The 23,171-nt window shown below is 56.8% G+C and carries 27 protein-coding genes and 1 tRNA gene; 7 read left to right on the top strand and 21 right to left on the bottom strand.

Translation table 11 applies throughout. From position 1 onward, the window contains the following. Window position 1 precedes the first annotated feature (1 nt). The gene (locus tag ACP15F_RS06175; protein ID WP_424939944.1) at window positions 2-598 is read left to right on the top strand and encodes a nucleotidyltransferase family protein; all 597 of its coding nucleotides are present in this window, start codon (window positions 2-4) and stop codon (window positions 596-598) included. On the opposite strand, the gene ACP15F_RS06170 is transcribed toward ACP15F_RS06175, so the two are convergent. The 7 genes from ACP15F_RS06170 to ypfJ form a co-directional block, all read right to left on the bottom strand. After that, window positions 579-1,238: a Hint domain-containing protein gene (locus tag ACP15F_RS06170; protein ID WP_424939943.1), complete on the bottom strand. Its 660-nt coding sequence runs from the start codon at window positions 1,236-1,238 to the stop codon at window positions 579-581. The genes ACP15F_RS06175 and ACP15F_RS06170 overlap by 20 nt on opposite strands. Window positions 1,239-1,679: 441 nt before the next feature. After that, entirely contained in the window at window positions 1,680-2,810 is a 1,131-nt protein-coding gene (locus tag ACP15F_RS06165; protein WP_424939942.1) for a cystathionine gamma-lyase, read from the bottom strand. A gap of 53 nt (window positions 2,811-2,863) precedes the next feature. Continuing rightward, a tRNA-Leu gene (locus ACP15F_RS06160) sits at window positions 2,864-2,949 on the bottom strand. A gap of 77 nt (window positions 2,950-3,026) precedes the next feature. Next, window positions 3,027-4,379 carry a TRAP transporter large permease gene (locus tag ACP15F_RS06155; RefSeq protein WP_424939941.1) on the bottom strand — a complete coding sequence of 451 codons (1,353 nt, stop codon included), beginning with the start codon at window positions 4,377-4,379 and terminating at the stop codon, window positions 3,027-3,029. Beyond that, window positions 4,376-4,960, bottom strand: a complete 585-nt coding sequence (locus ACP15F_RS06150) for a TRAP transporter small permease (protein ID WP_424939940.1) — start codon at window positions 4,958-4,960, stop codon at window positions 4,376-4,378. The genes ACP15F_RS06155 and ACP15F_RS06150 overlap by 4 nt, the downstream gene beginning before the upstream one ends. A gap of 106 nt (window positions 4,961-5,066) precedes the next feature. Further along, on the bottom strand, window positions 5,067-6,104 hold the full coding sequence (locus tag ACP15F_RS06145) for a TRAP transporter substrate-binding protein (protein ID WP_424939939.1): 1,038 nt from the start codon (window positions 6,102-6,104) through the stop codon (window positions 5,067-5,069). 261 nt (window positions 6,105-6,365) lie between these two features. Next, window positions 6,366-7,208, bottom strand: coding sequence for a KPN_02809 family neutral zinc metallopeptidase (gene ypfJ, locus ACP15F_RS06140; RefSeq protein WP_424939938.1), 843 nt, complete (start codon window positions 7,206-7,208; stop codon window positions 6,366-6,368). Between the two features lie 138 nt (window positions 7,209-7,346). On the opposite strand from ypfJ, the gene ACP15F_RS06135 reads away from it, so the two are divergent. Together ACP15F_RS06135 and ACP15F_RS06130 are read left to right on the top strand one after the other, a co-directional pair. Further along, the gene (locus ACP15F_RS06135) at window positions 7,347-7,925 is read left to right on the top strand and encodes a YqaA family protein (RefSeq protein WP_424939937.1); all 579 of its coding nucleotides are present in this window, start codon (window positions 7,347-7,349) and stop codon (window positions 7,923-7,925) included. Then, the gene (locus tag ACP15F_RS06130; RefSeq protein ID WP_424939936.1) at window positions 7,922-8,422 is read left to right on the top strand and encodes a disulfide bond formation protein B; all 501 of its coding nucleotides are present in this window, start codon (window positions 7,922-7,924) and stop codon (window positions 8,420-8,422) included. The genes ACP15F_RS06135 and ACP15F_RS06130 overlap by 4 nt, the downstream gene beginning before the upstream one ends. 2 nt (window positions 8,423-8,424) lie before the next feature. Here the strand turns inward: ACP15F_RS06130 and ACP15F_RS06125 are convergent, their stop codons facing one another. Next, window positions 8,425-9,174 carry an RNA methyltransferase gene (locus ACP15F_RS06125; RefSeq protein ID WP_424939935.1) on the bottom strand — a complete coding sequence of 250 codons (750 nt, stop codon included), beginning with the start codon at window positions 9,172-9,174 and terminating at the stop codon, window positions 8,425-8,427. A 73-nt stretch (window positions 9,175-9,247) separates the two neighbouring features. On the opposite strand from ACP15F_RS06125, the gene ACP15F_RS06120 reads away from it, so the two are divergent. Then, window positions 9,248-9,577: a TfoX/Sxy family protein gene (locus tag ACP15F_RS06120; protein WP_424939934.1), complete on the top strand. Its 330-nt coding sequence runs from the start codon at window positions 9,248-9,250 to the stop codon at window positions 9,575-9,577. Between the two features lie 69 nt (window positions 9,578-9,646). After that, on the top strand, window positions 9,647-10,276 hold the full coding sequence (locus tag ACP15F_RS06115) for a thiamine phosphate synthase (RefSeq protein ID WP_424939933.1): 630 nt from the start codon (window positions 9,647-9,649) through the stop codon (window positions 10,274-10,276). Here the strand turns inward: ACP15F_RS06115 and ACP15F_RS06110 are convergent. From ACP15F_RS06110 to ACP15F_RS06100, 3 genes are all read right to left on the bottom strand, one after another. Further along, window positions 10,273-11,106, bottom strand: coding sequence for a lysophospholipid acyltransferase family protein (locus ACP15F_RS06110; protein ID WP_424939932.1), 834 nt, complete (start codon window positions 11,104-11,106; stop codon window positions 10,273-10,275). The genes ACP15F_RS06115 and ACP15F_RS06110 overlap by 4 nt on opposite strands. Continuing rightward, window positions 11,103-11,873, bottom strand: coding sequence for a GNAT family N-acetyltransferase (locus tag ACP15F_RS06105; RefSeq protein WP_424939931.1), 771 nt, complete (start codon window positions 11,871-11,873; stop codon window positions 11,103-11,105). Before ACP15F_RS06105 ends, ACP15F_RS06110 begins: the two co-directional genes overlap by 4 nt. Window positions 11,874-11,953: 80 nt before the next feature. Further along, window positions 11,954-12,142: a DUF3553 domain-containing protein gene (locus ACP15F_RS06100; protein WP_424939930.1), complete on the bottom strand. Its 189-nt coding sequence runs from the start codon at window positions 12,140-12,142 to the stop codon at window positions 11,954-11,956. A gap of 27 nt (window positions 12,143-12,169) precedes the next feature. On the opposite strand from ACP15F_RS06100, the gene ACP15F_RS06095 reads away from it, so the two are divergent. Next, window positions 12,170-12,769 carry a histidine phosphotransferase family protein gene (locus ACP15F_RS06095; protein WP_424939929.1) on the top strand — a complete coding sequence of 200 codons (600 nt, stop codon included), beginning with the start codon at window positions 12,170-12,172 and terminating at the stop codon, window positions 12,767-12,769. A 35-nt stretch (window positions 12,770-12,804) separates the two neighbouring features. On the opposite strand, the gene ACP15F_RS06090 is transcribed toward ACP15F_RS06095, so the two are convergent. From ACP15F_RS06090 to ACP15F_RS06055, 8 genes are all read right to left on the bottom strand, one after another. Further along, window positions 12,805-14,052, bottom strand: coding sequence for a glutamate-5-semialdehyde dehydrogenase (locus ACP15F_RS06090; protein ID WP_424939928.1), 1,248 nt, complete (start codon window positions 14,050-14,052; stop codon window positions 12,805-12,807). 40 nt (window positions 14,053-14,092) lie between these two features. After that, window positions 14,093-15,199, bottom strand: coding sequence for a glutamate 5-kinase (gene proB / locus ACP15F_RS06085; RefSeq protein ID WP_424939927.1), 1,107 nt, complete (start codon window positions 15,197-15,199; stop codon window positions 14,093-14,095). Further along, window positions 15,187-16,221 carry a GTPase ObgE gene (gene obgE / locus ACP15F_RS06080; RefSeq protein WP_424939926.1) on the bottom strand — a complete coding sequence of 345 codons (1,035 nt, stop codon included), beginning with the start codon at window positions 16,219-16,221 and terminating at the stop codon, window positions 15,187-15,189. Before obgE ends, proB begins: the two co-directional genes overlap by 13 nt. Window positions 16,222-16,306: 85 nt before the next feature. Then, window positions 16,307-16,816, bottom strand: coding sequence for a GNAT family N-acetyltransferase (locus ACP15F_RS06075; RefSeq protein WP_424939925.1), 510 nt, complete (start codon window positions 16,814-16,816; stop codon window positions 16,307-16,309). Beyond that, on the bottom strand, window positions 16,813-17,334 hold the full coding sequence (locus ACP15F_RS06070; protein WP_424939924.1) for a GNAT family N-acetyltransferase: 522 nt from the start codon (window positions 17,332-17,334) through the stop codon (window positions 16,813-16,815). The genes ACP15F_RS06075 and ACP15F_RS06070 overlap by 4 nt, the downstream gene beginning before the upstream one ends. Window positions 17,335-17,343: 9 nt before the next feature. Further along, window positions 17,344-17,883, bottom strand: a complete 540-nt coding sequence (locus ACP15F_RS06065; protein ID WP_424939923.1) for a GNAT family N-acetyltransferase — start codon at window positions 17,881-17,883, stop codon at window positions 17,344-17,346. Window positions 17,884-18,081: 198 nt separating this feature from the next. Next, window positions 18,082-18,351 (bottom strand): 50S ribosomal protein L27, encoded by a 270-nt coding sequence (gene rpmA, locus ACP15F_RS06060; RefSeq protein ID WP_108856322.1) that lies wholly within the window; start codon window positions 18,349-18,351, stop codon window positions 18,082-18,084. A 21-nt stretch (window positions 18,352-18,372) separates the two neighbouring features. Further along, window positions 18,373-19,014 carry a 50S ribosomal protein L21 gene (locus ACP15F_RS06055; protein ID WP_424940951.1) on the bottom strand — a complete coding sequence of 214 codons (642 nt, stop codon included), beginning with the start codon at window positions 19,012-19,014 and terminating at the stop codon, window positions 18,373-18,375. 301 nt (window positions 19,015-19,315) lie between these two features. Between ACP15F_RS06055 and ACP15F_RS06050 the strand changes: the two genes are divergently transcribed. Continuing rightward, window positions 19,316-21,481, top strand: coding sequence for a tetratricopeptide repeat-containing sulfotransferase family protein (locus tag ACP15F_RS06050; RefSeq protein WP_424939922.1), 2,166 nt, complete (start codon window positions 19,316-19,318; stop codon window positions 21,479-21,481). Here the strand turns inward: ACP15F_RS06050 and ACP15F_RS06045 are convergent. Further along, window positions 21,478-22,380, bottom strand: a complete 903-nt coding sequence (locus tag ACP15F_RS06045; RefSeq protein ID WP_424939921.1) for a hypothetical protein — start codon at window positions 22,378-22,380, stop codon at window positions 21,478-21,480. The two genes, ACP15F_RS06050 and ACP15F_RS06045, sit on opposite strands and share 4 nt — an antisense overlap. Beyond that, window positions 22,377-23,156 carry a DUF2059 domain-containing protein gene (locus ACP15F_RS06040; protein WP_424939920.1) on the bottom strand — a complete coding sequence of 260 codons (780 nt, stop codon included), beginning with the start codon at window positions 23,154-23,156 and terminating at the stop codon, window positions 22,377-22,379. Before ACP15F_RS06040 ends, ACP15F_RS06045 begins: the two co-directional genes overlap by 4 nt. Between the last annotated feature and the right edge of the window lie 15 nt (window positions 23,157-23,171).

The raw sequence follows: 23,171 nt of genomic DNA, 5'->3' as shown, positions 1-23,171 counted from the left end.
CATGACGGCGGCCAATATCGCAGTGGTGCTATTGGCCGCCGGACTGTCCCGCCGCATGGGACAGGACAAGCTTTTGCGCACGCTGCCATCTGGCCAAAGCCTGCTTGAGGATCGGATCCGTATGATCAATTCCGCGGGGGTAGTCCCCTTTGTTGCGGTGCCAGACAAATCCACAAAGCTTGAGATCGTTGATCGCCTTTCGGCAAACGCAATACCTATCGAGACCCAAGGCATGGGTCACAGCCTTTCAACTGCGGTTAATGCCCTGCCTGAAGGGATCGACGGGATCATGGTTATGCTGTCAGACCTACCCGATGTGACATCCGTTGATCTGGGCAGGATGATCGAGCGGTTTGACAGCAAAACAATCCTGCGCGCATCGAGCGCTAAAGGGACACCGGGACACCCCGTCATCTTTCCAACGCGATACAGACCGCAGTTAGAGGCTTTGTCGGGCGATAAGGGTGCGAAGGTCCTGTTGGATACGGATTTCGTTGATCTGTTCCCCCTGCCCGGACAGAACGCCGTGCGGGATCTGGATACACCTGAAGACTGGGATAGCTGGGTGGAGACTGGATCTATGACCCGGAGAAGATGACGCTGGCTTCGCGCTGATCGATGACAAGAAGATCGCGTAAATAGGATGCGATTCCCTGCTGACTACGTAGTCTTGGGCAGGCTTGCAGAATTTCATCGGCGGCTTCGGGGGCATCACGCTGAATCTGCTCAATCTCAGGGATAAGGCTTTCTACCCAATAATCACCGCAGCGGATCATCTCGGTCTTGTTTAGAAGGATGTGCACCATCATGGGTGACACCGTGTCATCCGTTTCTGCCTGTCCGGCTTCCGCTAGCATATCAGCAGAACAAACGGCCTGAGCTTCCCCGGTCAGCATTTCGCAGTAAGGGTGGTCGACAAGCACGAGGCTACCAGGTGTCAGCAAAGCCCCTGATTGCCCATCGGTAAGGCCCGGAAAACGTATCGGAGACTCGTTTTTCGTTTTGGACATCGACGAATGTCCCAACCATCGAATAGGAGCAAACGACCCTTTCAAAGTTCGCACTTGATCGCCGACTTGCAAGGCGCGCGCAGGAACGTATCCGCGTGCGGTCTCAACCATCGTGTTGGCCGAAATGCCTGACAACGCACCCCCAAGCTTTGCGCGGCGTGATTCATTTTGCGCCGAAACAGACGCGACACTGCGGACGTTTGGCACGCCCGGCCACGATACGCTCAAGTCGTCCTCAATTCTGAAGTCACGAAGTACCAAAGTGCAAACCCACTACTCGACATATATGGCTGAGTAACTGCTTTTTCAGCGCTTATTAAGGGGAATATATACGAGAAACGTGCCCAAACTATGAAAATGATCAAACAAAGGAATGGGTCGTGATCATCGAATCCATTCACCAATTCGTACAACCTAACGATACTTTGGCCATAAATCCTTAAGTGTTTGTATATATGATATTATTCTCCATCGAGATCGCGCAACTCTGACGTCAAATCCCAACCCACAACCGATGATTGTTTCCCACTCAGGATCAATTCACTGGTCAAAAGTTAACCAGCCACAAACCGTCCACCCGCAATCATAGCTTGGTGTAAGTTTCTCTTGACCTAAAGTAGAGGTATCGACCTCGGATGCAGGAAATGTGGCAAGAATGTGGCGCAGATATTACGCAATCACCCCATCCAAGGAATCAGTAAGATCCTTCAAAAGCGCTTCTGTGGGTTCGCAGCCTACGGACAGACGCACATAGCCTGCTGGAACGTCGTCCCCCCAGCGCGCGCGCCGTTCCGCAGAACTATGCACTCCACCAAACGAGGTCGCCGGGCGTAGGTAACGGCTTGAGCTGATGAACCGCTCGGCCCGCTCTTCCGAGCCCAAATCAAGTCCGATTAGAAACCCGAACCGTTCCATCTGGGTTGCCGCCAGATTGTGCGAGGGGTCCGTCGGAAGGCCGGGAAAGCGCGTCGACAGAACCGCAGGATGCGCGGCCAATACCGGTGCAATTGCATCCGCGCTATCACACATACGTGTAAAGCGTAGCTCAAGCGTTTCAAGACCACGATACAGCGCCCAAGCAGCATGTGGGGACGGAATGCAACCGGACATTTTGCGCCACTCTTTGACGCGCGCGAAAAGCGCTGGGGCTCGGGTGGCGACATGGCCCATCAATAGGTCAGAATGCCCGCCTGGCGCTTTGGTGTCCGAAGCCACCACGACATCCGCCCCAAGATCTAAAGGGCGCTGACCAATAGGCGTCAACGTGGTGTTGTCCACGATGCTGATCCCACCTGCCGCGCGCACGTCGGCACAGATCGTTTTAAGGTCACAGAGGTCGAGGCCCGGATTGGATGGTGTTTCGATAAACACCACGTCAAACCCGTCGAACCCACCTTCGGCAAAGGCGGCAGTTGGCCGTTCGCTTACATCTACGCCAAACGCGGCCAGAAACTCGGAGGACAGCACGCGGGTCACGTAATAGCCATCAGACGGCACCAACAGGCGCTTACCTACCCCCAGACAGGCAAACAGAGCCGCCGAAATGGCCGCCATTCCCGAAGGAAGTGCAACGCAGGGCGCATCTTCCAAGATCGCCAACGCGTCCTCTAAAGCTTCCCATGTAGGGTTGTCCACGCGTCCATATCCGGGTGTCTCGGCGGGATCACCGGGCAGATGGAACATCGAACTGGTGGTTATGGGAAGCGCGATCGGTTCGCCTTTGGACAGCGCCCGTCCCCTGTGGTGCAGCAGCTCTGCGGCGCGGGTCGACGAATTGAGATCTTTGGGTGTTTCGCTCATGTCATGCTCCGGTATGCCACCGGGAAACATATATCACGAATTCGGCGGTAAAGTGGTGCCCAAGGTGGGACTCGAACCCACACGCCCGTGAAGGCGGGGGATTTTGAATCCCCTGCGTCTACCATTCCGCCACTTGGGCACTGTTTGGTTTGGATATCCAAGCCACGGGGCAAGGTCAACGGCATTTCCGCCCCTGCCCCGTGCTATTTTTTACGGTCAGAACAAGACCCCGACCAGCCAGAGCGTAATCCCCGGGAATGCTACCAAAACGACCACGCGGATCAGGTCGGACAGCACGAAGGGGGCAACGCCGCGATAGGTCGCGCTCATGGGAATGTCGCGCGCCATCGAGTTGATGATGAACAGGTTCATCCCAACTGGCGGCGTGATCAATCCGACCTCGACCACGATCAGGGCGAGGATACCGAACCAGATGCCGGCCTCTTCCGGGGTCAGGCCAAAGTCCAGAACCTCGATGATCGGATAGAAGATCGGAATGGTCAGGAGGATCATCGACAAGCTGTCCATGACGCAGCCGAAGATCAGATAGGCGATCAACATCATCGTCAGCACCAAAAGCGGTGCATAACCCTGTGTCGATACCCATTCAGCCAGCATTTGCGGGGCTTGGGTAAAGGCCAGGAACGAGTTGAAAATCTGCGCGCCCAGCACAATGAAGAAGATCATCGCTGTGGATTGCGCCGTCGCCAAGATACTGTCCAAGAACCCCTTCCACGTGAGACCACCGGTCATGACACCGTACAGGCCAGTCGCAACGGCCCCAACTGCGGCCCCCTCGGTTGGGGTGAACAGCGCCTGTACGCCCACTTTAGACCAGTTCCAGTCACCGGCGATCCCGCCCATCACAAGGCCAAAGATCACCACCACTGGCCAGATCGACAGGAGTGTTTTGAAACGCTCAGTATAGGGCACGCGCTCGGCGGTTGTGGCGCTGTCGGGATTGATCCGCACCATCACGGCCACGGTCAGCATGTATCCCAGAGCCGCCAGAATGCCAGGCACCAGTGCCGCGATGAACATCTTCACGATGTTCTGCTCGGTCAGGATCGCGTAGATCACCAGAATAACCGACGGCGGGATCAGGATACCTAGCGTACCACCTGCAGCCAGAACACCGGTCGACAGTGCGTCGGAATATCCGCGCTTACGCATCTCGGGCAAAGCCACCTGCCCCATGGTCGAGGCGGTTGCCAGCGACGAACCACAGACAGCACCAAAGCCTGCACATGCACCAACAGCTGCCATCGCCACACCGCCCTTGCGGTGCCCCAGCCAGTCAGAGGCTGCATTAAACAGCGCGCCGGACATGCCGGACTTGGTCGCAAACTGCCCCATCAGTAGGAACAGCGGCACGATCGACAGCGAATAGCTGGAGAATGTGTCATACGAGAGCGTCTTAAGCTGGCTTAGCGTGACCGACGGTCTGCCCATCATGTACCAGATGCCGAAAAAGCCGGTCAGACCCATGGCCAGACCAATCGGAAGGCGCAGGAAGATCGCCAGAAGCATCAGCGCAAAGGCGATAATTGCGAGTTCGATACCGGTCATACGTGCTGCTCCTTGCCGTCAAGCACCCAGTTGAAGGACCGCCATGTCGTATAAATGGCGACTACGAGGAAAAAGGCAGCACCGATCAGGCACAAGCCAAAGGGAATCCACAGCGGGACTTCCAATTCATAGGTGCTTTCGGCGAAGAAGGGTTTCGACCCCATGCCCAATGCGCTGCGGAAGGCGTCGGATCCAAATGGAAACTTCTCGCCAAAGCCCAGCCACAGGCGCCACAGAATGATGAAAGCCGCGCCCGTTAGGAAGAGGTCTCCGATAAAACCCAGAAAAGCTTGAATACGTTCGGGAAGACGCGTGATGAAGATGTCGACGGTGACATGGCCACGTTTGAACTGGCACCACGGCATGAAGGCGAAGACCGCGATGGCACAGCCCATCTCGACGATCTCGAAATCGCCTTTGACTGGCGTCAGGCCATAGCCCGACAATGCCCGTCCAACGATTGAGACCACTGTGGTCATGGCAATGCCCACCAAAACGGCACCACCCGAGTACGCCATCCATCGGCTTAGGAATTCCATGATGCGCCCCACCCGGAGCTCGGCAGATTTCGCGATCGCCACGACATTCCCCTTTTTAACGGCTCAGCGCGGGCAATTATTTCCGCACTGCTCAAGAAAAAGCTCCGGGCAGCCGGTCAGGCCACCCGGAGCTGTGTTTTTTACCAGATCACTGGTCCGAATACTTCGCAACCAGCTCTTTCGCCAGTGCAACCATACCTTCGCCGTCCAGACCTTTCGAGGTCATGTCGGCAGCCCAGGCTTCAACCTGTTTGTCACCCATGGCGCGGATCTCAGCAACCAAGGCCGGGTCCAGTTCGTGGATCTTGTTGTCGGAACCGGCAACAATCTCGCGACCGATGACGTCACCTTTGTCGAACGAGCCACCAGCCCAAGCCGATGCTTCCAGACCCGAGTTTGCGTCGATGACGGCTTTCAGATCGTCAGGAAGCGACGCATAGGTGTCTTTGTTCATCGCCCAGATGAAGAAGGTGTTGTACAGCGAACGGTCACCGGGGATCTCGGTGTGGCTGTCAGCCAGTTCATGCACTTTCAGCGGCGGAACGATTTCCCACGGAATTACGCCACCTTCAACAACGCCTTTCGACAGGCTTTCCGGGAAGGTCGGCAAAGGCATGCCAACGGGCGTTGCGCCCAGCGATTCAAACAAGGTGTTTGCCTGACGCGACGGTCCGCGCAGTTTCAGACCTTCAAAGTCCGACAGAGCCATGACCGGCTCGCCTTTTTTGTGAATAACGCCCGGGCCGTGTACGTGTACGGCAAGCAGTTTGACGTCGCCCATACGCTCCATCAGATACTTTTCCGAGAATTCCCAAGCCGCTTTCGACGACGCTGCAGCATTGCGCGAGGTCATGAAGGGCAGTTCGAAGGCTTCGGCTTCCGGGAAGCGGCCCGGTGTGTAGGCAGGCAGAGCCCAGCCACAATCGATCACGCCATCGCGGATCTGGTCATACAGTGCCTGCGGTTTACCGCCCAGCTGCATTGCCGGATACAGTTCAACCTTAATACGGCCACCCGAGTCTTTCTCGATCTTCTCGGCCCAAGGCGCCATGAAGTACAGCGGGGTCGAGCCTTTCGGCGGCAGGAAGTGCTGGCAGCGCAGCGTCACGTCCTGTGCAAAGCTGGCGGTGGCGCTCAGCCCAAGTGCAAATGCACCGGCCAGTGTTGCTTTCATGGTATGTTTCATTTCGCTTCCTCCCAAACGCGATATACTTCAGCTGCCCGGGCACCTGCCCCGGCAATTGGCATTAATACAAACAGGCTCTGCTGACTCGTGCAAGCTTTTTTGACCATGCGGTCGGCTTTGTTTGATCCTGTCGCTGAAATTTTGTAGTCAATTTTCGTTGCGTTCGCAACATTGCAAGTGAAACCAGAGTATTTCTACGAGATCTGCTGACGAAACATCGACAAGCAGATCCCCTGAATCACAAAATGAACCTACAAGGAATCACAGGCTACGCGCCGAGAATGTATCGCAGACGCGCATGTCGCCGCTTTCTAACCCGCGCGCAAACCACCGCTCGCGCTGTTCCGAGGTACCGTGCGTGAATGTGTGAGGCATTGGAACGCGGCCCGCATTTCGTTGCAGTGTGTCGTCCCCGATCTGGCGGGCGGCATTCATGGCCTCGGCAATATCGCCCCGCTCCAAGGACCCAAACCGTGCCTGAGCTTCGCGCGCCCAGATACCCGAAAAGCAGTCTGCCTGAAGTTCGATCCTAACCGAGATTGCGTTGCTTTCTTCCTGACTGACCTGTTGGCGAATACGGTTAGCCTGCATCAGAATGCCAAGTTCGTTCTGGACGTGATGCGCGACTTCATGGGCAACTACATACGCAGCGGCAAAATCGCCACTGGCTCCAAGCTTACGCGACATGGTGGTGAAGAAAGACGTGTCCAGATAGACCTTGCGATCTCCGGGGCAATAGAACGGGCCGGTCGCACCAGATGCACCCCCACACGGGCTTTGCGTGACACCTTTATACAATACAAGCGTGACGGGATTATAGGTATCACCAACCTGCGCTCTGAACAGATCAGCCCAGACTTCTTCCGTATCTGCCAGCGTGACCGAGACGAATTTGCCGGCCTGTTGATCGGCCTCGGTAATCTCGCCGCCACCGCTGCTGCCGGCACCGCCGCCACCCTGCAACAGAGGCGTGACATCCACACCCATGAAGTAGCCGATTGCCAGAATGGCCAGCAAACCAAGGCCGCCTACCTGCGCCTTGCCCCCGCCCGCACGTCTGCGGTCTTCGATGTTACGACTTCCGCGCCGACCTTGCCATTTCATGTTCAATCTCCTGTTCCGATTACCCGTCACGTTCATGAGCAGTTTACCGACCTTCCCATCGGCTTCAAGCATCGCTGACTTGACGTTGCGCCTTACACGTGTTTCGTCAGGACCAAGAAAAGCTATTCGAGCACGAACATGGTTAAACGACTATACGATTGGACGATGGGTCTGGCCAACACGCCACACGCACTTTGGGCGCTGGCAGTGGTGGCCTTTTTGGAAAGTTCGGTATTCCCGATCCCACCAGATGTACTGATGATCCCGATGATCATCGCGCGGCCGTCGCGCGCCTTCGTGATCGCGGGCGTGGCACTGGTTGCATCCGTTCTGGGCGGCATGTTCGGCTATTATATCGGCTGGGGGCTGTTCGAGACCGTCGGTCGCCCAGTGTTGGAGTTCTATGGCAAAGACGCTTATTTTGGCGAGTTTGCCGAGCGCTATAACGAATGGGGCGCTTGGGCAGTCCTAATCGCCGGCGTAACCCCCTTCCCTTACAAGGTCATTACCATCCTGTCAGGGACGACCGGGCTGAACTTTGGCGTCTTCATGGTCGCCAGCGTGATCGCTCGTGGTCTGCGGTTCTTCGTCGTGGCCGCCTTGCTGTGGAAGTTTGGCGCGCCCATTCGTGACTTCATCGAACGCAGGCTGGGCCTGATGTTCGCCCTGTTCTGCATCCTGCTGATTGGCGGGTTCTACGTGGTGAAATTCCTATGAGCATACTTGATCGTCTGTCCACCAAATCGTTGATCATCACTGCCGCTGTGGCCTCGGCTGGCATTCTGGCGGGTGCGTTTATCTTTCAATCTTTGGGCTATGCGCCGTGCAAGATGTGCCTGTGGCAGCGCTGGCCCCACGCAATCGCTGTAGTGCTGGGTGGCGCGGCGCTTGCTACCAAAATGCGCCTTCTGCGCTGGCTTGGGGCTTTGAACATGGCCATATCCGCCGGCCTTGGATTTTACCATTCCGGAGTCGAGCGGAAGTTGTGGGATGGTCCTGCCTCGTGTTCGGGCGGAAGTGTGGGAAACCTGTCAGTCGAGGACCTTCTCGCGCAGATCCAAGCCGCCCCATTGGTGCGTTGTGACGAAATCCCGTGGCGCCTGTCCGACATGATCCCGATTGAAGCCTTGGACATCACCATGGCCAACTTCAACGCCGTTGGCTCGGTGGTACTGATGGTGATGTGGATCGTTGCCGCGCGCCGCGCGGACTGATTTTAGTCCTTATTGCGCAAAAGCTGACGCAGAATGCCGTGGAACATCTGAACGTCCAGACGGCTTAGATTCAGGCGACTCCACATATTGCGCTGGGTGATCTTCATCACTTCGGCCTTGGTTTCGGGGAAGAAATACCCGGCCTCATTCAGACGTTTTTCATAGTGTTCGGCCAGCTTCTCGACCTCGATCGCGCTGGCGGGTTCGCTGCTGGCCCACTCCATCACGTTATGAGCAACATCATGGCTCTGACGACGATACTCGTAAGCCGTCAGAAGCACGCATTGGGCCAGGTTCAGCGACGCAAATTCCGGGTTTACCGGGACCGAGATCAAGGCGTTTGCGCGTGCAATCTCGTCATTTTCAAGCCCAGTGCGCTCGGGCCCAAACAGTACAGCGACCTTCTTGCCTTGCAGTCGCATGGCGCGGGCCTCTTCCATGGCACGTTCGGGGCTAAGCACCGGTTTGGCCAGATCGCGTGACCGCGCAGTCGTCGCATAGACGTAATCGCAATCGCCAATCCCCTCGGCCAATGTGTCATAGACGCCCGCCGCATCCAGAACTCGCCCTGCGCCTGACGCCATGGCCACGGCAGCCGGATTGGGCCAGCCGTCACGCGGGGCGATGATCCGCATCCGCTCCAACCCGAAATTCAACATCGCGCGCGCCGCGGCCCCGATGTTTTCCCCCATCTGAGGGCGTACCAGAACGATTTCAGGCTGTGGTCCCAGCTGGGTCTCGGGGGTATCCATTGCGGCATTCTCTTTCAATTGGTCGGGCGCGTGATACGCTGAGCGGGATCATTCGGCAAGCAGGAGCTTTTCCATGGCCTATGACAGCGGTCTCTATGAAATTCTGAAAGACGATCTGGGCGAGCGCCCGGATCTGGTGGAGAAGAAGATGTTCGGCGGTATCGCCTTCATGCTGAACGGCAACATGCTGTGCGGAGTTCATAAGGACGGCGCTATGTATCGCGTGGGGAAAGAACACGAGGCCAAGGCGCTTGCCCTGCCCGGCGCACGCAAAATGGATTTCACCGGCCGACCCATGGGCGGGTTCATCGACGCGGGCGAAGACGCCATGGCGGATGATGAAACCCGCGCAGAATTGTTGCGTTTGGCCTTAGAATTTGTGTCAGGTCTGCCCGCAAAGTGACGGCCACGCTTGCAATAGCGGCAAACCCGGCTATGAAGCCCTTCAGAAAGAATTAAAAGGATCGCGCAGATGGCCGACACTGAAATGGACCGCCCACAGCTGTATCTTGTGACACCACCCGAGATCGAGCTGTCGCGCTTTCCCACCGATCTAGCCAAGGTTCTAGATACGTTTGAAACTGCTTGCCTTCGCCTGTCGCTGGCGACCACCGACGAAGACCGCATCATGCGTGCCGCCGACGCTTGTCGCGAGGTCGCCCATGCCCGCGACGTGCCAATCGTGATTGCCGAACACGCGCTTCTGGTCGAACGTCTGGGACTTGATGGTGTGCATCTGGGCGATGGCGCACGTCGCGTACGTAAGACCCGCGACGATTTGGGCGCAGACGCCATTGTCGGCGCCTATTGTGCAGCCTCACGCCATGACGGAATGAATGCCGGTGAAGTTGGCGCAGACTATGTCAGTTTTGGCCCCGCCGGCACGACCCCACTTGGTGACGGGACCCGCGCAGAACAAGAATTGTTTTCTTGGTGGAGCCAGATGATCGAGGTTCCCGTGGTCGCAGAAGGCGCGCTGGACGAAGACACGATCCGAACCCTCGCCCCCGTCACGGATTTCTTCGCCATTGGGGAAGAAATCTGGCGTACAGACGATCCATCGGCCACGCTGCACCGCCTGCTCGCGGCGATGAACGCTTAGCGCTCGACGTTCAAATCACCCAAACCTTCACGAACGGCCGCCTCGCAATGGGCGGCCAGTTCTTTTCGGCCCGAGAAATCCGAGACCCTGACCGGCTCGTGATAGACCAGTTCGACCTGTCCTTGCCGCTTCGTGGCCAAAGTCTGCAACAGATGCGGCCCGAACTCCATGTCGCCCCACCAACCATAGAATCGGGGGTCGCGACCTTCGGGTGCGAAGTAGCGTATCGTGACTGGTTGAACCCACATAAAATCACGCAGATCAGGCGTGAAGAACGCAGCGAACAGCGTTGATTTAAATGGTAAAACCCGCTGGCTATCGGATGATGTTCCCTCAGGGAAGAAAAGCAGCTTATGTCCTGCCATCAGACGCGTGCGAAAGACCTCGATCTGGGTTTGCGCCTCTTTTCGGTCGCGGTTGATAAACACCGTTCCCGTTGCGCGCGCCAGCCAGCCAATGCCGGGCCATCCTGCCACCTCGGATTTCGATACGAAATACACACGTTTACGCGCGTTCAGTGAAAAGATGTCCAACCACCCCGCATGGTTGGACACCACGGCCCCTTTCTGATGCATCGGCTCGCCATTGCTCGCGAACCGAACACCGAGGATCCGAAAGGCGTTGCGACACACAAACTGCGTAATGTGCGGCGTAAAGGGGCGTTGCGTTCCAAAGATCGGACGCTCGATCAGCCGAACAAGTAAAAGCAGGATCAATCCGCCAAATACAAGCACTCCAAGCGGCACTCCGCGTCGGACGATACGCAGATAATCCAGGCCCGAAGGATGGAATCCGTGCGGTTCATGCCCACCCTGCCAGGTCGCGTTCATGACTTGCCCCCTGCATAAATGGCACGTGATCTTTCATTGACCAGCGACATGTCGATGATCAGACACACATCGGTGGTGTTGAAAACATGATCGACAAACGCCCCCTCGCCCACGAAACCTCCCAGACGAAGATAACCTTTGATCAACGCAGGCACCGCCCGCATGGCAGCGGGCCGGTCGATCTGGTCTTCCTGCAAAAGATCCATCGGTTGAAGCACGTCACGTTGTGCACGAACGCGGATGGCTTCGGGCGCAAGGTGGCGATGATGAAGCAAAGACAGCGGTGCCTTCAGCGTGTCGATATCCGTCCCATGGAACGACGCCACACCAAACAGGATTTCGATTCCGTGGTCTTCCACATATTTTGCTAAACCGCTCCACAAATGCATCATCGCAGCTCCACCGCGATAGTCTGGGTGCAAACAAGACCGTCCTAATTCCAACAACTTACGACCCGACGCCTTAAGAACGCTCACGTCATACTCGGCTTCAGAATAGAAGTGATCCGGCCCGTCGGGTGTGTTCAGTTTCTCTCCACGCAACAGCCGATAGACCCCGACGGCAGGAGATCCTTCCCGCGCGTGATCAAACAAGATCAAGTGGTCATAGAACGGATCAAATGCGTCACGCTCCAACCCGTTTTCGTGGTCAACCAAGGGACCGTCCCCGCCCAGCTCTCGCACAAAGACGTCGTATCGCAGCCGTTGTGCTGCAATCAGATCTGCGTCACTCTGGGCCAGTCTTAGTTCAAAATCAGGCGCAGTCATTTTCGATTAACCATTTGATAACCTTGTTCAGCTCATATGGCTTAGACAACAGGCGTGCAACACAGCATCTGCGTGGCACGTCAGCGTTCAGAAGGCGTAAATACAGGCATCAAGTCAACATGTTCAATCATGATCACCTGCTTCCCAGCGTGCTCGAAATTCACCGTAACGCGGCCAGCCACGTTGGATTGCACCTGCCCTAACCCCCAATCGGGTTTCTGAGGGTGGCGCACCAGCATTCCCGGCTCAAGAAGTGATCCCAATCCCATGACCTTTACCCCACTCAGGCTTCAAACATGACCAAACAAGACCGCGACCTGACAGCATTGATCGGATCTCGTATCTGCCATGACCTTATCAGCCCTTTGGGCGCAATCGGCAATGGGGTAGAGCTGTTGCAGCTGTCCGGCATGGGCGACAGCCCGGAAATGGCGCTGATTGCGGAATGCGTAACCAATGCAAATTTGAGGATCCGGTTCTTTCGTGTGGCCTTTGGCGCTGCGGCGGATGGCCAAACCCTTTCGGAAAGCGAAATCCGTGCAGTGCTCGCACCCAGCCTGGATGGCCGCAAGATCGAGATTGACTGGCAGCCCGTGGGTGACCTCCCCCGGACCGAGGTCAAACTCGCCTTCTTGGCGCTACAATGTTTTGAAAGCGCGATGCCTTGGGGGGGGCAACTCTCCGTGTCTCGCACTGACGAACGTTGGCAAATGACCGCGCGCGGAGAGCGAATGAACATCGACCCGGACCTCTGGGGGTTGCTGTCCGCAGCGAACGCAGATCTTGATGTCCCGCCCGCTCAGGTCCATTTCGCCCTGATCCGGCCCGAGCTTGGGCGGCAAGGTCGCGTTGCCGCCGTGCAGACCACGGTTCAGACGATCACCCTGTCTTTCTAAGAAAAGCCGCCCGAAATGGGGCGGCTTTTCAGTTCTTAGGCACGCGTGGTGCCGTCACCGACAACAAGATATTTAAACGAAGTCAATTGCTTGGAGCCCACCGGTCCGCGCGCATGCATCTTCCCGGTGGCAATCCCGATCTCGGCCCCCATGCCAAACTCGCCGCCATCGGCAAACTGGGTCGAGGCATTGCGCATTAGGATCGCACTGTCCAAGCGGGTAAAGAAGTGATCCGCCGTTGCATCGTTTTCCGTCATGATCGCATCCGTATGGGACGAGGAATAGCGGTTGATGTGCTCAATCGCGCCGTCCACATCATCCACCAGTTTGGCGGCAATGATGCTGTCCAGATACTCGGTACCCCAATCCTCTTCGGACGCTGGAACGCTGCCGGTCAGACCTTCGCCCACCCGAACCTCGACCCCAGCAGCCATCAAATCATCAATGACAGCTTGACCCAGAGCCTGTGCATCGCGATGGATCAGCAGGCATTCTGCCGAGCCACAAATGCCCGTGCGACGCGTCTTTGCATTCATCACTACATTGCGGGTTTTCTCGGCATCCGCGTCTTTGTCGATATAGATGTGCACAATGCCTTCTAGATGCGCGAAGACTGGCACGCGGGCCTCGCGTTGTACCAGACCAACAAGACCCTTGCCGCCACGCGGAACGATCACGTCCACATGGTCGGTCATGGTCAGCATTTCACTTACAGCAGCACGATCGCGGGTCGGAATAAGCTGGATCGCATCCTCCGGCAGACCTGCCGCACGAAGTCCATCCTGAAGGCACTCATGGATCAACCCGGCCGAGTGAAAGCTTTCTGAGCCTCCACGCAAGATCACTGCATTCCCCGCCTTTAGGCAGAGCGCCCCCGCATCTGCGGTCACGTTCGGGCGGCTTTCATAGATCACGCCGATCACACCAAGCGGCGTGCGCACTCGGCGAATGTTCAGGCCCGAGGGACGGTCCCATTCTTCCATCACTTCGCCCACGGGATCATCCTGTGCGGCAACCGCACGCAACCCGTCACACATGCCCTTGATGCGGTCTTCATCCAGCATCAGACGGTCCATCATCGCATCCGACAGACCTTTGTTGCGACCGAACTCCATGTCTTTTTCGTTGGCGGCAATGATCTGGTCACGCCGTTCCCAACAGGCATCGGCAGCGGCCATCAAGGCCTTTTCCTTGGCGTCGGCTGGTGCGAAAGCAAGGTCACGTGCGGCCGCGCGGGCGCGGGTGCCAATGTCGGTCATCATGGTTTTGATGTCGTCGCTCATCTTGCTTTCTCCGTTAAGGTAATCTTGTATCTTCGAGTTTTTAAAGGGACATATCGTCCCGATGGATCAAGGCTGCTCGCCCCGGATGCCCCAGAATACGTCCAATCTGATCCGACCTTTGCCCCATGATCGCACGTGCTTCATCCGCCGTATAGCCAGCAAGCCCCGCACCAAGATGCGTTCCATCCGACCCCTGAATGTCCACGGGATCACCACGTAGGAATGCGCCGATCACATCTGTAACGCCTGCAGCTAACAGCGACTTGCCTGACTGGAGCGCCTTCACAGCGCCGTCGTCCAATACCAGTGCGCCCTGAGGCTTCATCGAGGCAATCCAATGTTTACGCGCTGCCTTCGGCGTAGTCTGCGCGGTGAAGAGCGTCGCCGCGGCTCCTTCGATCAGAGAGGTGAGCGGGTTCATTCGCGACCCTTCGGTGATCGTCATGTCGCACCCTGCCCCAGTCGCGGTTTTCGCGGCCATGACCTTGGTTTTCATTCCGCCTTTGGACAGGCCGGTTCCAGCGTCACCCGCCATCGCCTCGATCTCGGGTGTGATTTGGTCGATGACATCATAGCGTGTGGCGGTCGGATCGTCCTTGGGATTGCCGGAATAGAACCCGTCCACATCCGACAAGAGCACCAGATGATCCGCTCCGATAGTTACCGCGACCTGCGCCGCCAGCCGATCATTGTCTCCAAAGCGGATTTCGTCGGTCGCGACCGTGTCGTTTTCGTTCACAATCGGCACGACGCCCAACGACAGAAGTGTTTCCAGCGTGGCCCGCGAATTAAGGTAACGGCGACGATCAGCGCTATCTTCCAGCGTTACCAACACTTGAGCTGTGGTCGCGCCCAGCGGGGCCAAAGCCTGTTCATAAGCTCGAGCAAGCCGGATCTGGCCGACTGCAGCAGCCGCCTGAGATTGTTCCAGCGATAGCGCCCCAACGGGCAGTCCCAGAACGCCCCGGCCCAACGCGATCGACCCGGACGAGACCAGCACAACATCTGCGCCGCGCGCCTTCAAGGCAGCCACATCCGCGCAAAGGGACCCCAGCCAGTCCGCTTTCAGCGCTCCGGTTTTCGCGTCCACCAATAGTGCCGAGCCGATTTTGACAACGACACGTTTTGCCGTGCTTAGGGCTGCCACGTCTCTTCTTCCTCTTGCGGCTTCTGCCGAATGCGATCTTCAGAGATTTCCTTGCGCAGCGCGCGCAGAACATCCGTGGTGCCCTGCTGAGCCACGCCGGACATCAGCATAACGGGCCCACCAACAGCCTCTTCAAGAGCGGTTAGTTTCTCGGCCCGTTCCTCGTCATCCAGTGCGTCGATCTTATTCAGAACGGTGACTCGGGACTTGTCGCCCAGAATATCGCCGTAGGCCTCGATCTCGGTGATGATGGTCTGCCAGTCGGCGACCACATCCTCGGCTGTGCCATCCACTAGGTGAAGCAGCACAGCACAGCGCTCGACGTGACCGAGGAACAGATCGCCCAGACCCCGGCCCTCGGATGCGCCCTCAATCAAGCCGGGAATATCAGCCACGACAAATTCAACGCCATCTACACCTACAACGCCTAAGTTGGGGTGCAGTGTGGTAAACGGATAGTCCGCAATCTTTGGTCGCGCGTTCGAGGTCGCGGCAAGGAAGGTCGACTTGCCCGCATTTGGCAGACCCAAAAGGCCCACATCCGCGATCAGTTTCAGGCGCAGCCAGATCGTCCGCTCGACGCCAGCAAGACCCGGATTGGCGCGACGCGGCGCGCGGTTGGTCGAGCTTGTGAAATGAAGGTTACCAAAGCCGCCATTGCCGCCCTTGGCGATCACTACGCGCTGACCGACTTCGGTCATGTCAGCGATGACGGTCTCTTCGTCCTCGTCCAGAATTTCCGTGCCCACAGGCACGCGAAGCACGATGTCATCGCCATCCGCACCGGTGCGCTGTTTGCCCATGCCAGGGATACCATTGCCTGCGAAGAAGTGTTGCTGATAACGGAAGTCGATCAGTGTGTTCAGCCCTTCGACCACCTCGACCACAACATCGCCACCGCGCCCGCCGTCGCCGCCATCAGGTCCACCATATTCGATGTACTTCTCGCGCCGGAAAGACACGCAGCCTGACCCGCCTGAACCGGACCGGATATAGACCTTTGCAAGATCGAGAAACTTCATAACGCGCGCCTTTCTGTTATGTCACAGGCGATAGAGGGAAATGCGCCGAGGCTCAAGTCCAGAGCCTGCGGCAAGCACAAATGGATCAGCTTTGTGGTCGCAAAAGCTGAAATCTTTGCAATAGCGAGCTTTCACCACGCGCAACGCTGTGGCCCGTACTGCTGTCCAACTCTTCAAAGCCCAATTTTTCAAGCACATGGACCGAGGCCGGATTGTCTGCAAACGCATCCGCACAGATCATCGGCCAATCATAGGTCGCCCAACAATGGTCGATCAGGGCATGGCACATTTCGGTCGCATAGCCGTTGCCCCAATAAGGGCGGGCGAACATGTAACCCAAATGCGGATCTTCGTCGGGTTTCTGGGCAAGCCCCATCGATCCGATCAGCGTATCGTCCAGCAAAACGACGCCCACCATACCCTGCGCTGCGTCAAAGGGCTGGCAGCGTTCTCGCGTCAGATCGGGATCGGCGGGATGGGGCCAGGATGACGTCATACGAACAACGTCAAAATCTGAAACAAGGTCATACAATGCATCGAAGTCAGACGGCTGACAGAGCCGCATTTCCAGACGCTCGGTGATAAGACGGGTCATTGCGCTTGCGCCTCCCAATCGGAACGCGACAGGCTGAGCTTGATGAGCACTTCATCGCAATCACGCGATACACAATGGGCGTTCTCGGTTTTCCCAGTGTCACGAAAGCCCAAACCCGTCAGAACCGCACGCGAAGCATGGTTGTCAGGGAAGTGCCCAGACCCAATCTGATCCAGATCAGTGGTTGCAAAGACATGCGAAATCAATGCGCTTGCAGCTTCCCGCATGACGCCACGACCATGATGCTTGCGCCCGAGCCAGTATCCCAATGTCGGATCGACACCTACAACACCCAGCACGTCATTCCCGTCATCAATCGCCAACCCACCAAACGGATTGGTCGTGGCCAGATAGTCCAGAAACCCATCGAAATCTCTGTGCGTGTAGGGATGCGGAACAACAGTCAACCAGCGCGCTACTTCGATATCATCAAGCAGCGCGACCACCTGATCACGGTCCTCAGGCGTCAAAGGACGAAGCGTAAACCGCTTCGTCTTGATCTGGATATGTTGTTCCATGGCAAAGCGTTACGCCATCTTCTTGATGTACGTCCAAGTGGGCACATTGGCCTCACGCGCCACCGAATGGCTTTCGGCATCCCCAATATACTCGAACCCTGCATGGGTCAGTACACGGGCCGAAGCCGGGTTATCCTGAAAGACCTCAGCAAAAATAGTGCTATTGCTCTGAGGGTTTGCCTCGATCAGTGCGCAGACCGCTTCAGAGGCGAGCCCTGCGTTCCAGAAACCGGGGGCAACCCAGTATCCCAACTGGCTTTGACCGCGATCCAGAGAATTCAGAGTGATCACGCCCAGAACCTCGTCTTGATTCTCGCGCAGGCTGTCCATGACCCAAACATCCTCGTCCCGATCCTCGGCCATTGCGCGTTCAATAAACGCCTCGGTTACGCCGGGCGGCAACGGATGCGGAATCGAGCGCGTGGCTTGGGCCACCCGTTTGTCCGAAACTGACAGGACCAATGCCCCAAGGTCGGAAGGCCGCACAGGGCGCAGCACAAACCGCTCCGCCTGAATGGTCGGTTGGGTTCTGATATCTACATGCTTCATGGCTTTCCCTCCTCTGAAAAGCGCTGAATGCACCTACGGTTCAGCCCGTAAAAGCCAACACGTAAACTGTGTTTTCGGCGCTTTTAGGGCGTTCTTGTGAACGTTGGATGAACAGGCAAGTAAGTATTACAATTAAAAAGAAAAGGGGCCGGCTATCACAGCCGGCCCCTGGTTTTTCACAACCTTGTTAGGTTCGGCTTACTCAGCGGCCTCCGCCACTGGGAGAACCGAAATAAAGGTGCGGCCTTTCAGGCCTTTGTGGAATTTAACGGTGCCTTCGCTGGTTGCAAAGATGGTGTGATCTTTGCCCATGCCTACGTTATCACCCGGCCACATCTTGGTACCGCGCTGACGCACGATGATGTTGCCCGGGATCACAACCTGACCACCGTATTTCTTTACACCAAGGCGACGACCGGCTGAGTCGCGGCCGTTACGGGATGAACCGCCTGCTTTTTTATGTGCCATGCTATCTCTCCTTAGCTCTCGTTAGCCTTTGGCCAATTCTTTGGCCTGCTCTACCCAGCCTTCACGCTCGATACGGCCCTTGAACGACAGTTTCTCGTCGAACTCAGCGATATCAGCTTCGCCCCAAGCGGCGATCTGAGCGAAGGTGGTTACGCCATTTTCCAGCAGTTTCTTCTCAAGCGCAGGGCCAACGCCCGACAGCTTTTTCAGATCGTCAGCACCTGCGGGTGCTTCTGCCTTGGCGGCTTTCTTCGGAGCTGCTTTCTTTTCGGCTTTCTTGGCCGGAGCGGCAGCTGCAACAGCAGCACCCGATACCGAACCTGCACCGATGGCAGCTTTCACGCCCGACTTGTCGGCACCCTTTTCCAGGATATCGGTCACGCGGAGCAGCGTCAGTTGCTGACGGTGACCCTTGGTGCGCTTCGAGCTGTGCTTACGGCGACGCTTCACGAAGTGAATGACTTTTTCGCCTTTGATCTGGTCGATGACTTCTGCCTGGACGCCAGCACCTTCTACGGTGGGGGCACCAACAGTCGCGCCGACCATCAGAATCTCGTTGAACTGGACTGTTTCGCCAGCATCGGCCGCCAGCTTTTCAACGCGCAGTACGTCGCCAGCCTGGACCTTATACTGCTTGCCGCCGGTTTTCAGAACCGCAAACATTTGATCTTCCTTCATAATCCGCGTCCTATGGCCCCAGATACATCTGGTGTTTGTCGAAGGGCCCATCCCTTCCATTGCCTCGAACTGCGCGCCCGCAACTTGCGTTTTGGACATAGTTTTCAGTTCCCGCACGGAAAAGTCCCGGCAGGAATGGCGGCTTATCGGGTGGATTGGGGCTAAAGTCAAGACTTTTACACAGGCGCAACGCGCTTATCTTCAAGGGCAACGGCTGGGCCTTGAAGCTCTGCTCTGGTCATAATAGCCAAAGGGTAAATACCTTTCCAGCCTGAATAGGTCCGACATGCTGCCATTGAACTCAAATCAGATCCCTGCCCTGTTCCAGAAAGCGGGCAATCTTGCACGGTCGGGCCAGCCGGACGAGGCATTGAAAGTACTGGCGCAGTTGCAGACAATGGCGCCAAATCGGGCCGAGGTGCCGTTTCAGATCGCGCAAATCCATCAACAGCTCGGCCGAACAGACGCAGCATTAAAAGCCTATAGCCATGCGGCGCGCCTTGCTCCTGCCGAGGTCACGGTCTGGCGAGCCTATATTAATCTTGCGCTCAGCCTTGATGCCACTGGCCGCGCGTCGGTCGCTAAGCAGCTGAAGTCAGCAAAATTGCCGTCGTCCGAACTGAAAAGACTAGCCGCTTTGTTGAAAGGCTCCGGCACGAGCACAACACGGATCAGCAAGACTGCTTCGAAGTCAGAAATTGACGCGCTGACCACCCTTCTGAATGCGGGACGCGTAAAAGAGGCCGCGGCTCAGGCCCGTACACTTCTGCAACGCGGTGCAAACGAGGCCGTATCGATGATCCACGGCGTAGCGCTGGCCGCACTGGGTCAAACCGAGGCTGCCGAGGCCGCCTTCAAAACCGCACTTGCTGCTGATCCGGACTATGGCGAGGCATTGGCACAGTATGGGCAGTTCCTCGTCCAACAAACGCGGCGCACCGAAGCCCGTAAAGTTCTGGAGCACGCCCGCCGCATTATCCCCGAGAACCCGATTGTCCTTGGCAATCTTGGCATGCTCTACACCGACATCAATGCCCCGCGCGAGGCGATCGAATGCTTGGACGCGCTATTGAAAAAGGCGCCCGGCAACGCTGCCGGGTTATTCACCCGCGCCAAGGCACGATTGACGTTGGAAGATGCCGCGGGAACGCTGGAAGACTTGGATGCACTCGCAGCTAAATCCGCCCCCACTGGCGAAATGCTGGCATTACGGGCGATGGCCGAAAAGCTACTTGGGAACCTGGAAGCCTCACGCAAGGCGATCAACGACGCCTTAGAAGCTGACCCGAACCACCTTCGCGTGGTGACCATGGCCGCAAACCTGTTGCAACAGGCCGGCGATTTCGAGGCCGCTGAAAAGGTGCTGCGTGACGCCATCGCACGCGGTGTCCGGTCAGGTTCGGTATATCGCATGGTCGCGCAGGGCCGTAAGCTCGCACAGGATGATCCGCTGATCGACGAGATGAAAGATTTGTGGGATCGCCCCGACCTGCCCGACGAGGCCCGGATCGATTTGGGGTATGGCTTGGTCAAAGTGATGGAAGATCACAAAGACGCCGAGGCCGCTTGGACTTATCTGTCGCGCGCGAACGAGGTCATGGCACGCCTTCACCCCCATGATATGAACAAAGAACAAGGCGATTACGATCGCTTCAAAGCATTCCTGAATGAGTTTGATACCGCCCGCATCGGCAGCTGTGGTTACGACCAGAACAGCACAATTTTCATTACCGGCTTGCCGCGCTCGGGCACCACGCTGGTCGAACAGATCCTTGCCAGCCACTCTACGGTCACTGGCGGGGACGAGCTGGGCATCTTCCACCCTCTAGGCTTTGAACAGGTCGCAAAGGTGGCCCAAGCCGGCGGGCATATAGACGATATGCCCGATACACAGTTTGAAGATCTTGGCCGTGCCTATCAAGCGGCCATCGATACGCGCCTGCCCGATGCTGACCGGATCACGGACAAGACGATCTCGACTTATCAGATTGCGCCGTTGGTCTGGCTGGCTATGCCTAATGCTAAAATCGTGGCGCTTCGACGTGATCCACGCGACAATCTGTGGTCGATCTTCAAGAACCGCTTTGTGCCGGGGCTACACCGTTACAGCTATTCGCAGGCTGCTCTGGTTCAGACCTATCGCCTGTACACTGAGTATCTTGACCTCTGGCGCGAACTTGCCCCGGATCGGATTTACGAGATTTCGTATGAAGAATTGGTCGACAACCCGGAAGCAGAAATCCGCAAGCTTCTGGAGTTCTGCGATCTCGAGTGGGAAGATGCCTGTCTAAACTTCCACAAGACCAAGCGGGACGTGAAAACGCTGTCGGTCGCACAGGTGCGCCAACCGCTCTACAAAAGCTCGGTCGGTAAATGGGAACCCTATGCCGAGCATTTGTCAGAGTTGCTGACAGGGTTGGAAAAGCTCGAAACCGGAAAAACCGAGTGTTAAAGCTCTTCTTCCAACGACATTGTTCCTACTACACGGCCCAAATCGCCAGAAAGACGCAAATACAAAGCATCAAAGGCCGCAAACAACGCCTGATTTAACGCCTGCCCAGCTTCTGTGGCCGAGAACGCCACATAGCGTTCCAGCACCGCTGGGTCGACCGGCTCGTACGCTGTATGAAGATAGGCATAGATCCATTCTGTCGTGTCAGTGCGGATGTCGATTTCCTGCGACCACACATGGGACAGGATGTCTTGCTCGCTCATCTGACCAACAGCGTCAGGCATGCTTTGATTGAGCGCGTTCAGGAAAACGAGGTTTGAATTGAGCGATCCCATCACGTTCAGCTCGATCAAATCATTCTGATCCACATACACTCGGATCGTGTCATCCAGCATGTCTGATGTGTCGCCTTGTATCCAACGATTCCGTGCAGTCTGTTCAAAGCTTATGTCTAGAAATGCACGCCGAGCGGCGATCTCATGCAGAATGACGTCCTGCATATCCTCGCGCTTATAAAAATCACACAGGGCGACCAAATGCGTTTGTGCCAGTTGTTGTTCCAATTGGGCATGCAACTCGCCCTGCAACGCTTTTTCGTCATAGATCTGTTGAACCGCAGCCTCCCAACGCGGTCCACCCTCATGCCCTAAAAGATCCATATCCGACGTCAAAGCCATCGCCAGACCTTCGTCATGCAGGATTGACACCATTTCCGGCATACCCAGGAGGGCCCAAAGCTCTTCAATACTTTGCTTGTCAGTGGGCTGAGATTGGTCCGCAACAAGGCGTAGTGCTGCTCCCTGCCCTGCCGGTTCAGCAAGTGCCGCACCCGCGTGGCAGGTCAGCGAAACCGCCACGGCCGCACCCAGATGGCTCAGATATCTGGCCCGACGCGTCACAGTTCCTGCTCGGGCGACAGTTCGTCCAGACGGCTGGCCATCGCTTCGTAGCGATTTGCCATGATTTCGAACTGAACAGCATTCAGGATTTCATAGACCTGGCCCATACGGGGATCCTGCAGCGCGGCCAAATAATCGATCAAGTCGGCCTCGTCCACGGCACGATAAGCATAGGCGTTTGCTACCAAAGAGTTCTCTTCAATCCCTTCACGCATGAGGTCAGATTGGCTTAGCAGAATGCCGCGCAAATCGTCTTCATCCAATTCCAGATCACTGGCTCCAGCCGCCATGGCAGCCATCAGATAGCGCACTTGGATCTCAATTAACGAGCGGATCGCAACATCGGTCGAGCCAATCGCGTCTCCCATTGCTTTATAAAGCTGCACACGCAAGTCACCGCTTTCCAAAAGATCGGCAACAATTTCCGCACCTTCGGTGTATTTCACGTCGTCATCCGTCAGGTGGCTTTCGTTCTCAACTTCGACCAGTCGCTGTCCTAGCGGGCTTTCGTAAAACGCCATACCATGATCCAGCACGTCCTGCGGTAGCACAGCGGCCAACATTTCGACGGCATCCGCTACCATTTCGTCAGGCTCGAACACTTCGCGTGCCAGCTCTTGCCACTGGCGCCCAAAGACGTCTGGGTCTTCACCGGTCATACCCGGTCCCGCCATCGCGCCCAATTGGATTGATTCAATCGCCACATCAAACCCAGTGATCTTCAGAAAGGTGCGAATTTGATCTTCGTCACTGGCGAAAGCGCTAGAAGCGGTCACAAGAACAGCCGCCGC

This window comes from Aliiroseovarius sp. S253, assembly GCF_049800855.1.
GTDB lineage: Bacteria > Pseudomonadota > Alphaproteobacteria > Rhodobacterales > Rhodobacteraceae > Aliiroseovarius.
The sequence above is the reverse complement of the archived record's forward strand: the minus strand, read 5'-3'. Positions and strand labels throughout refer to the sequence as shown.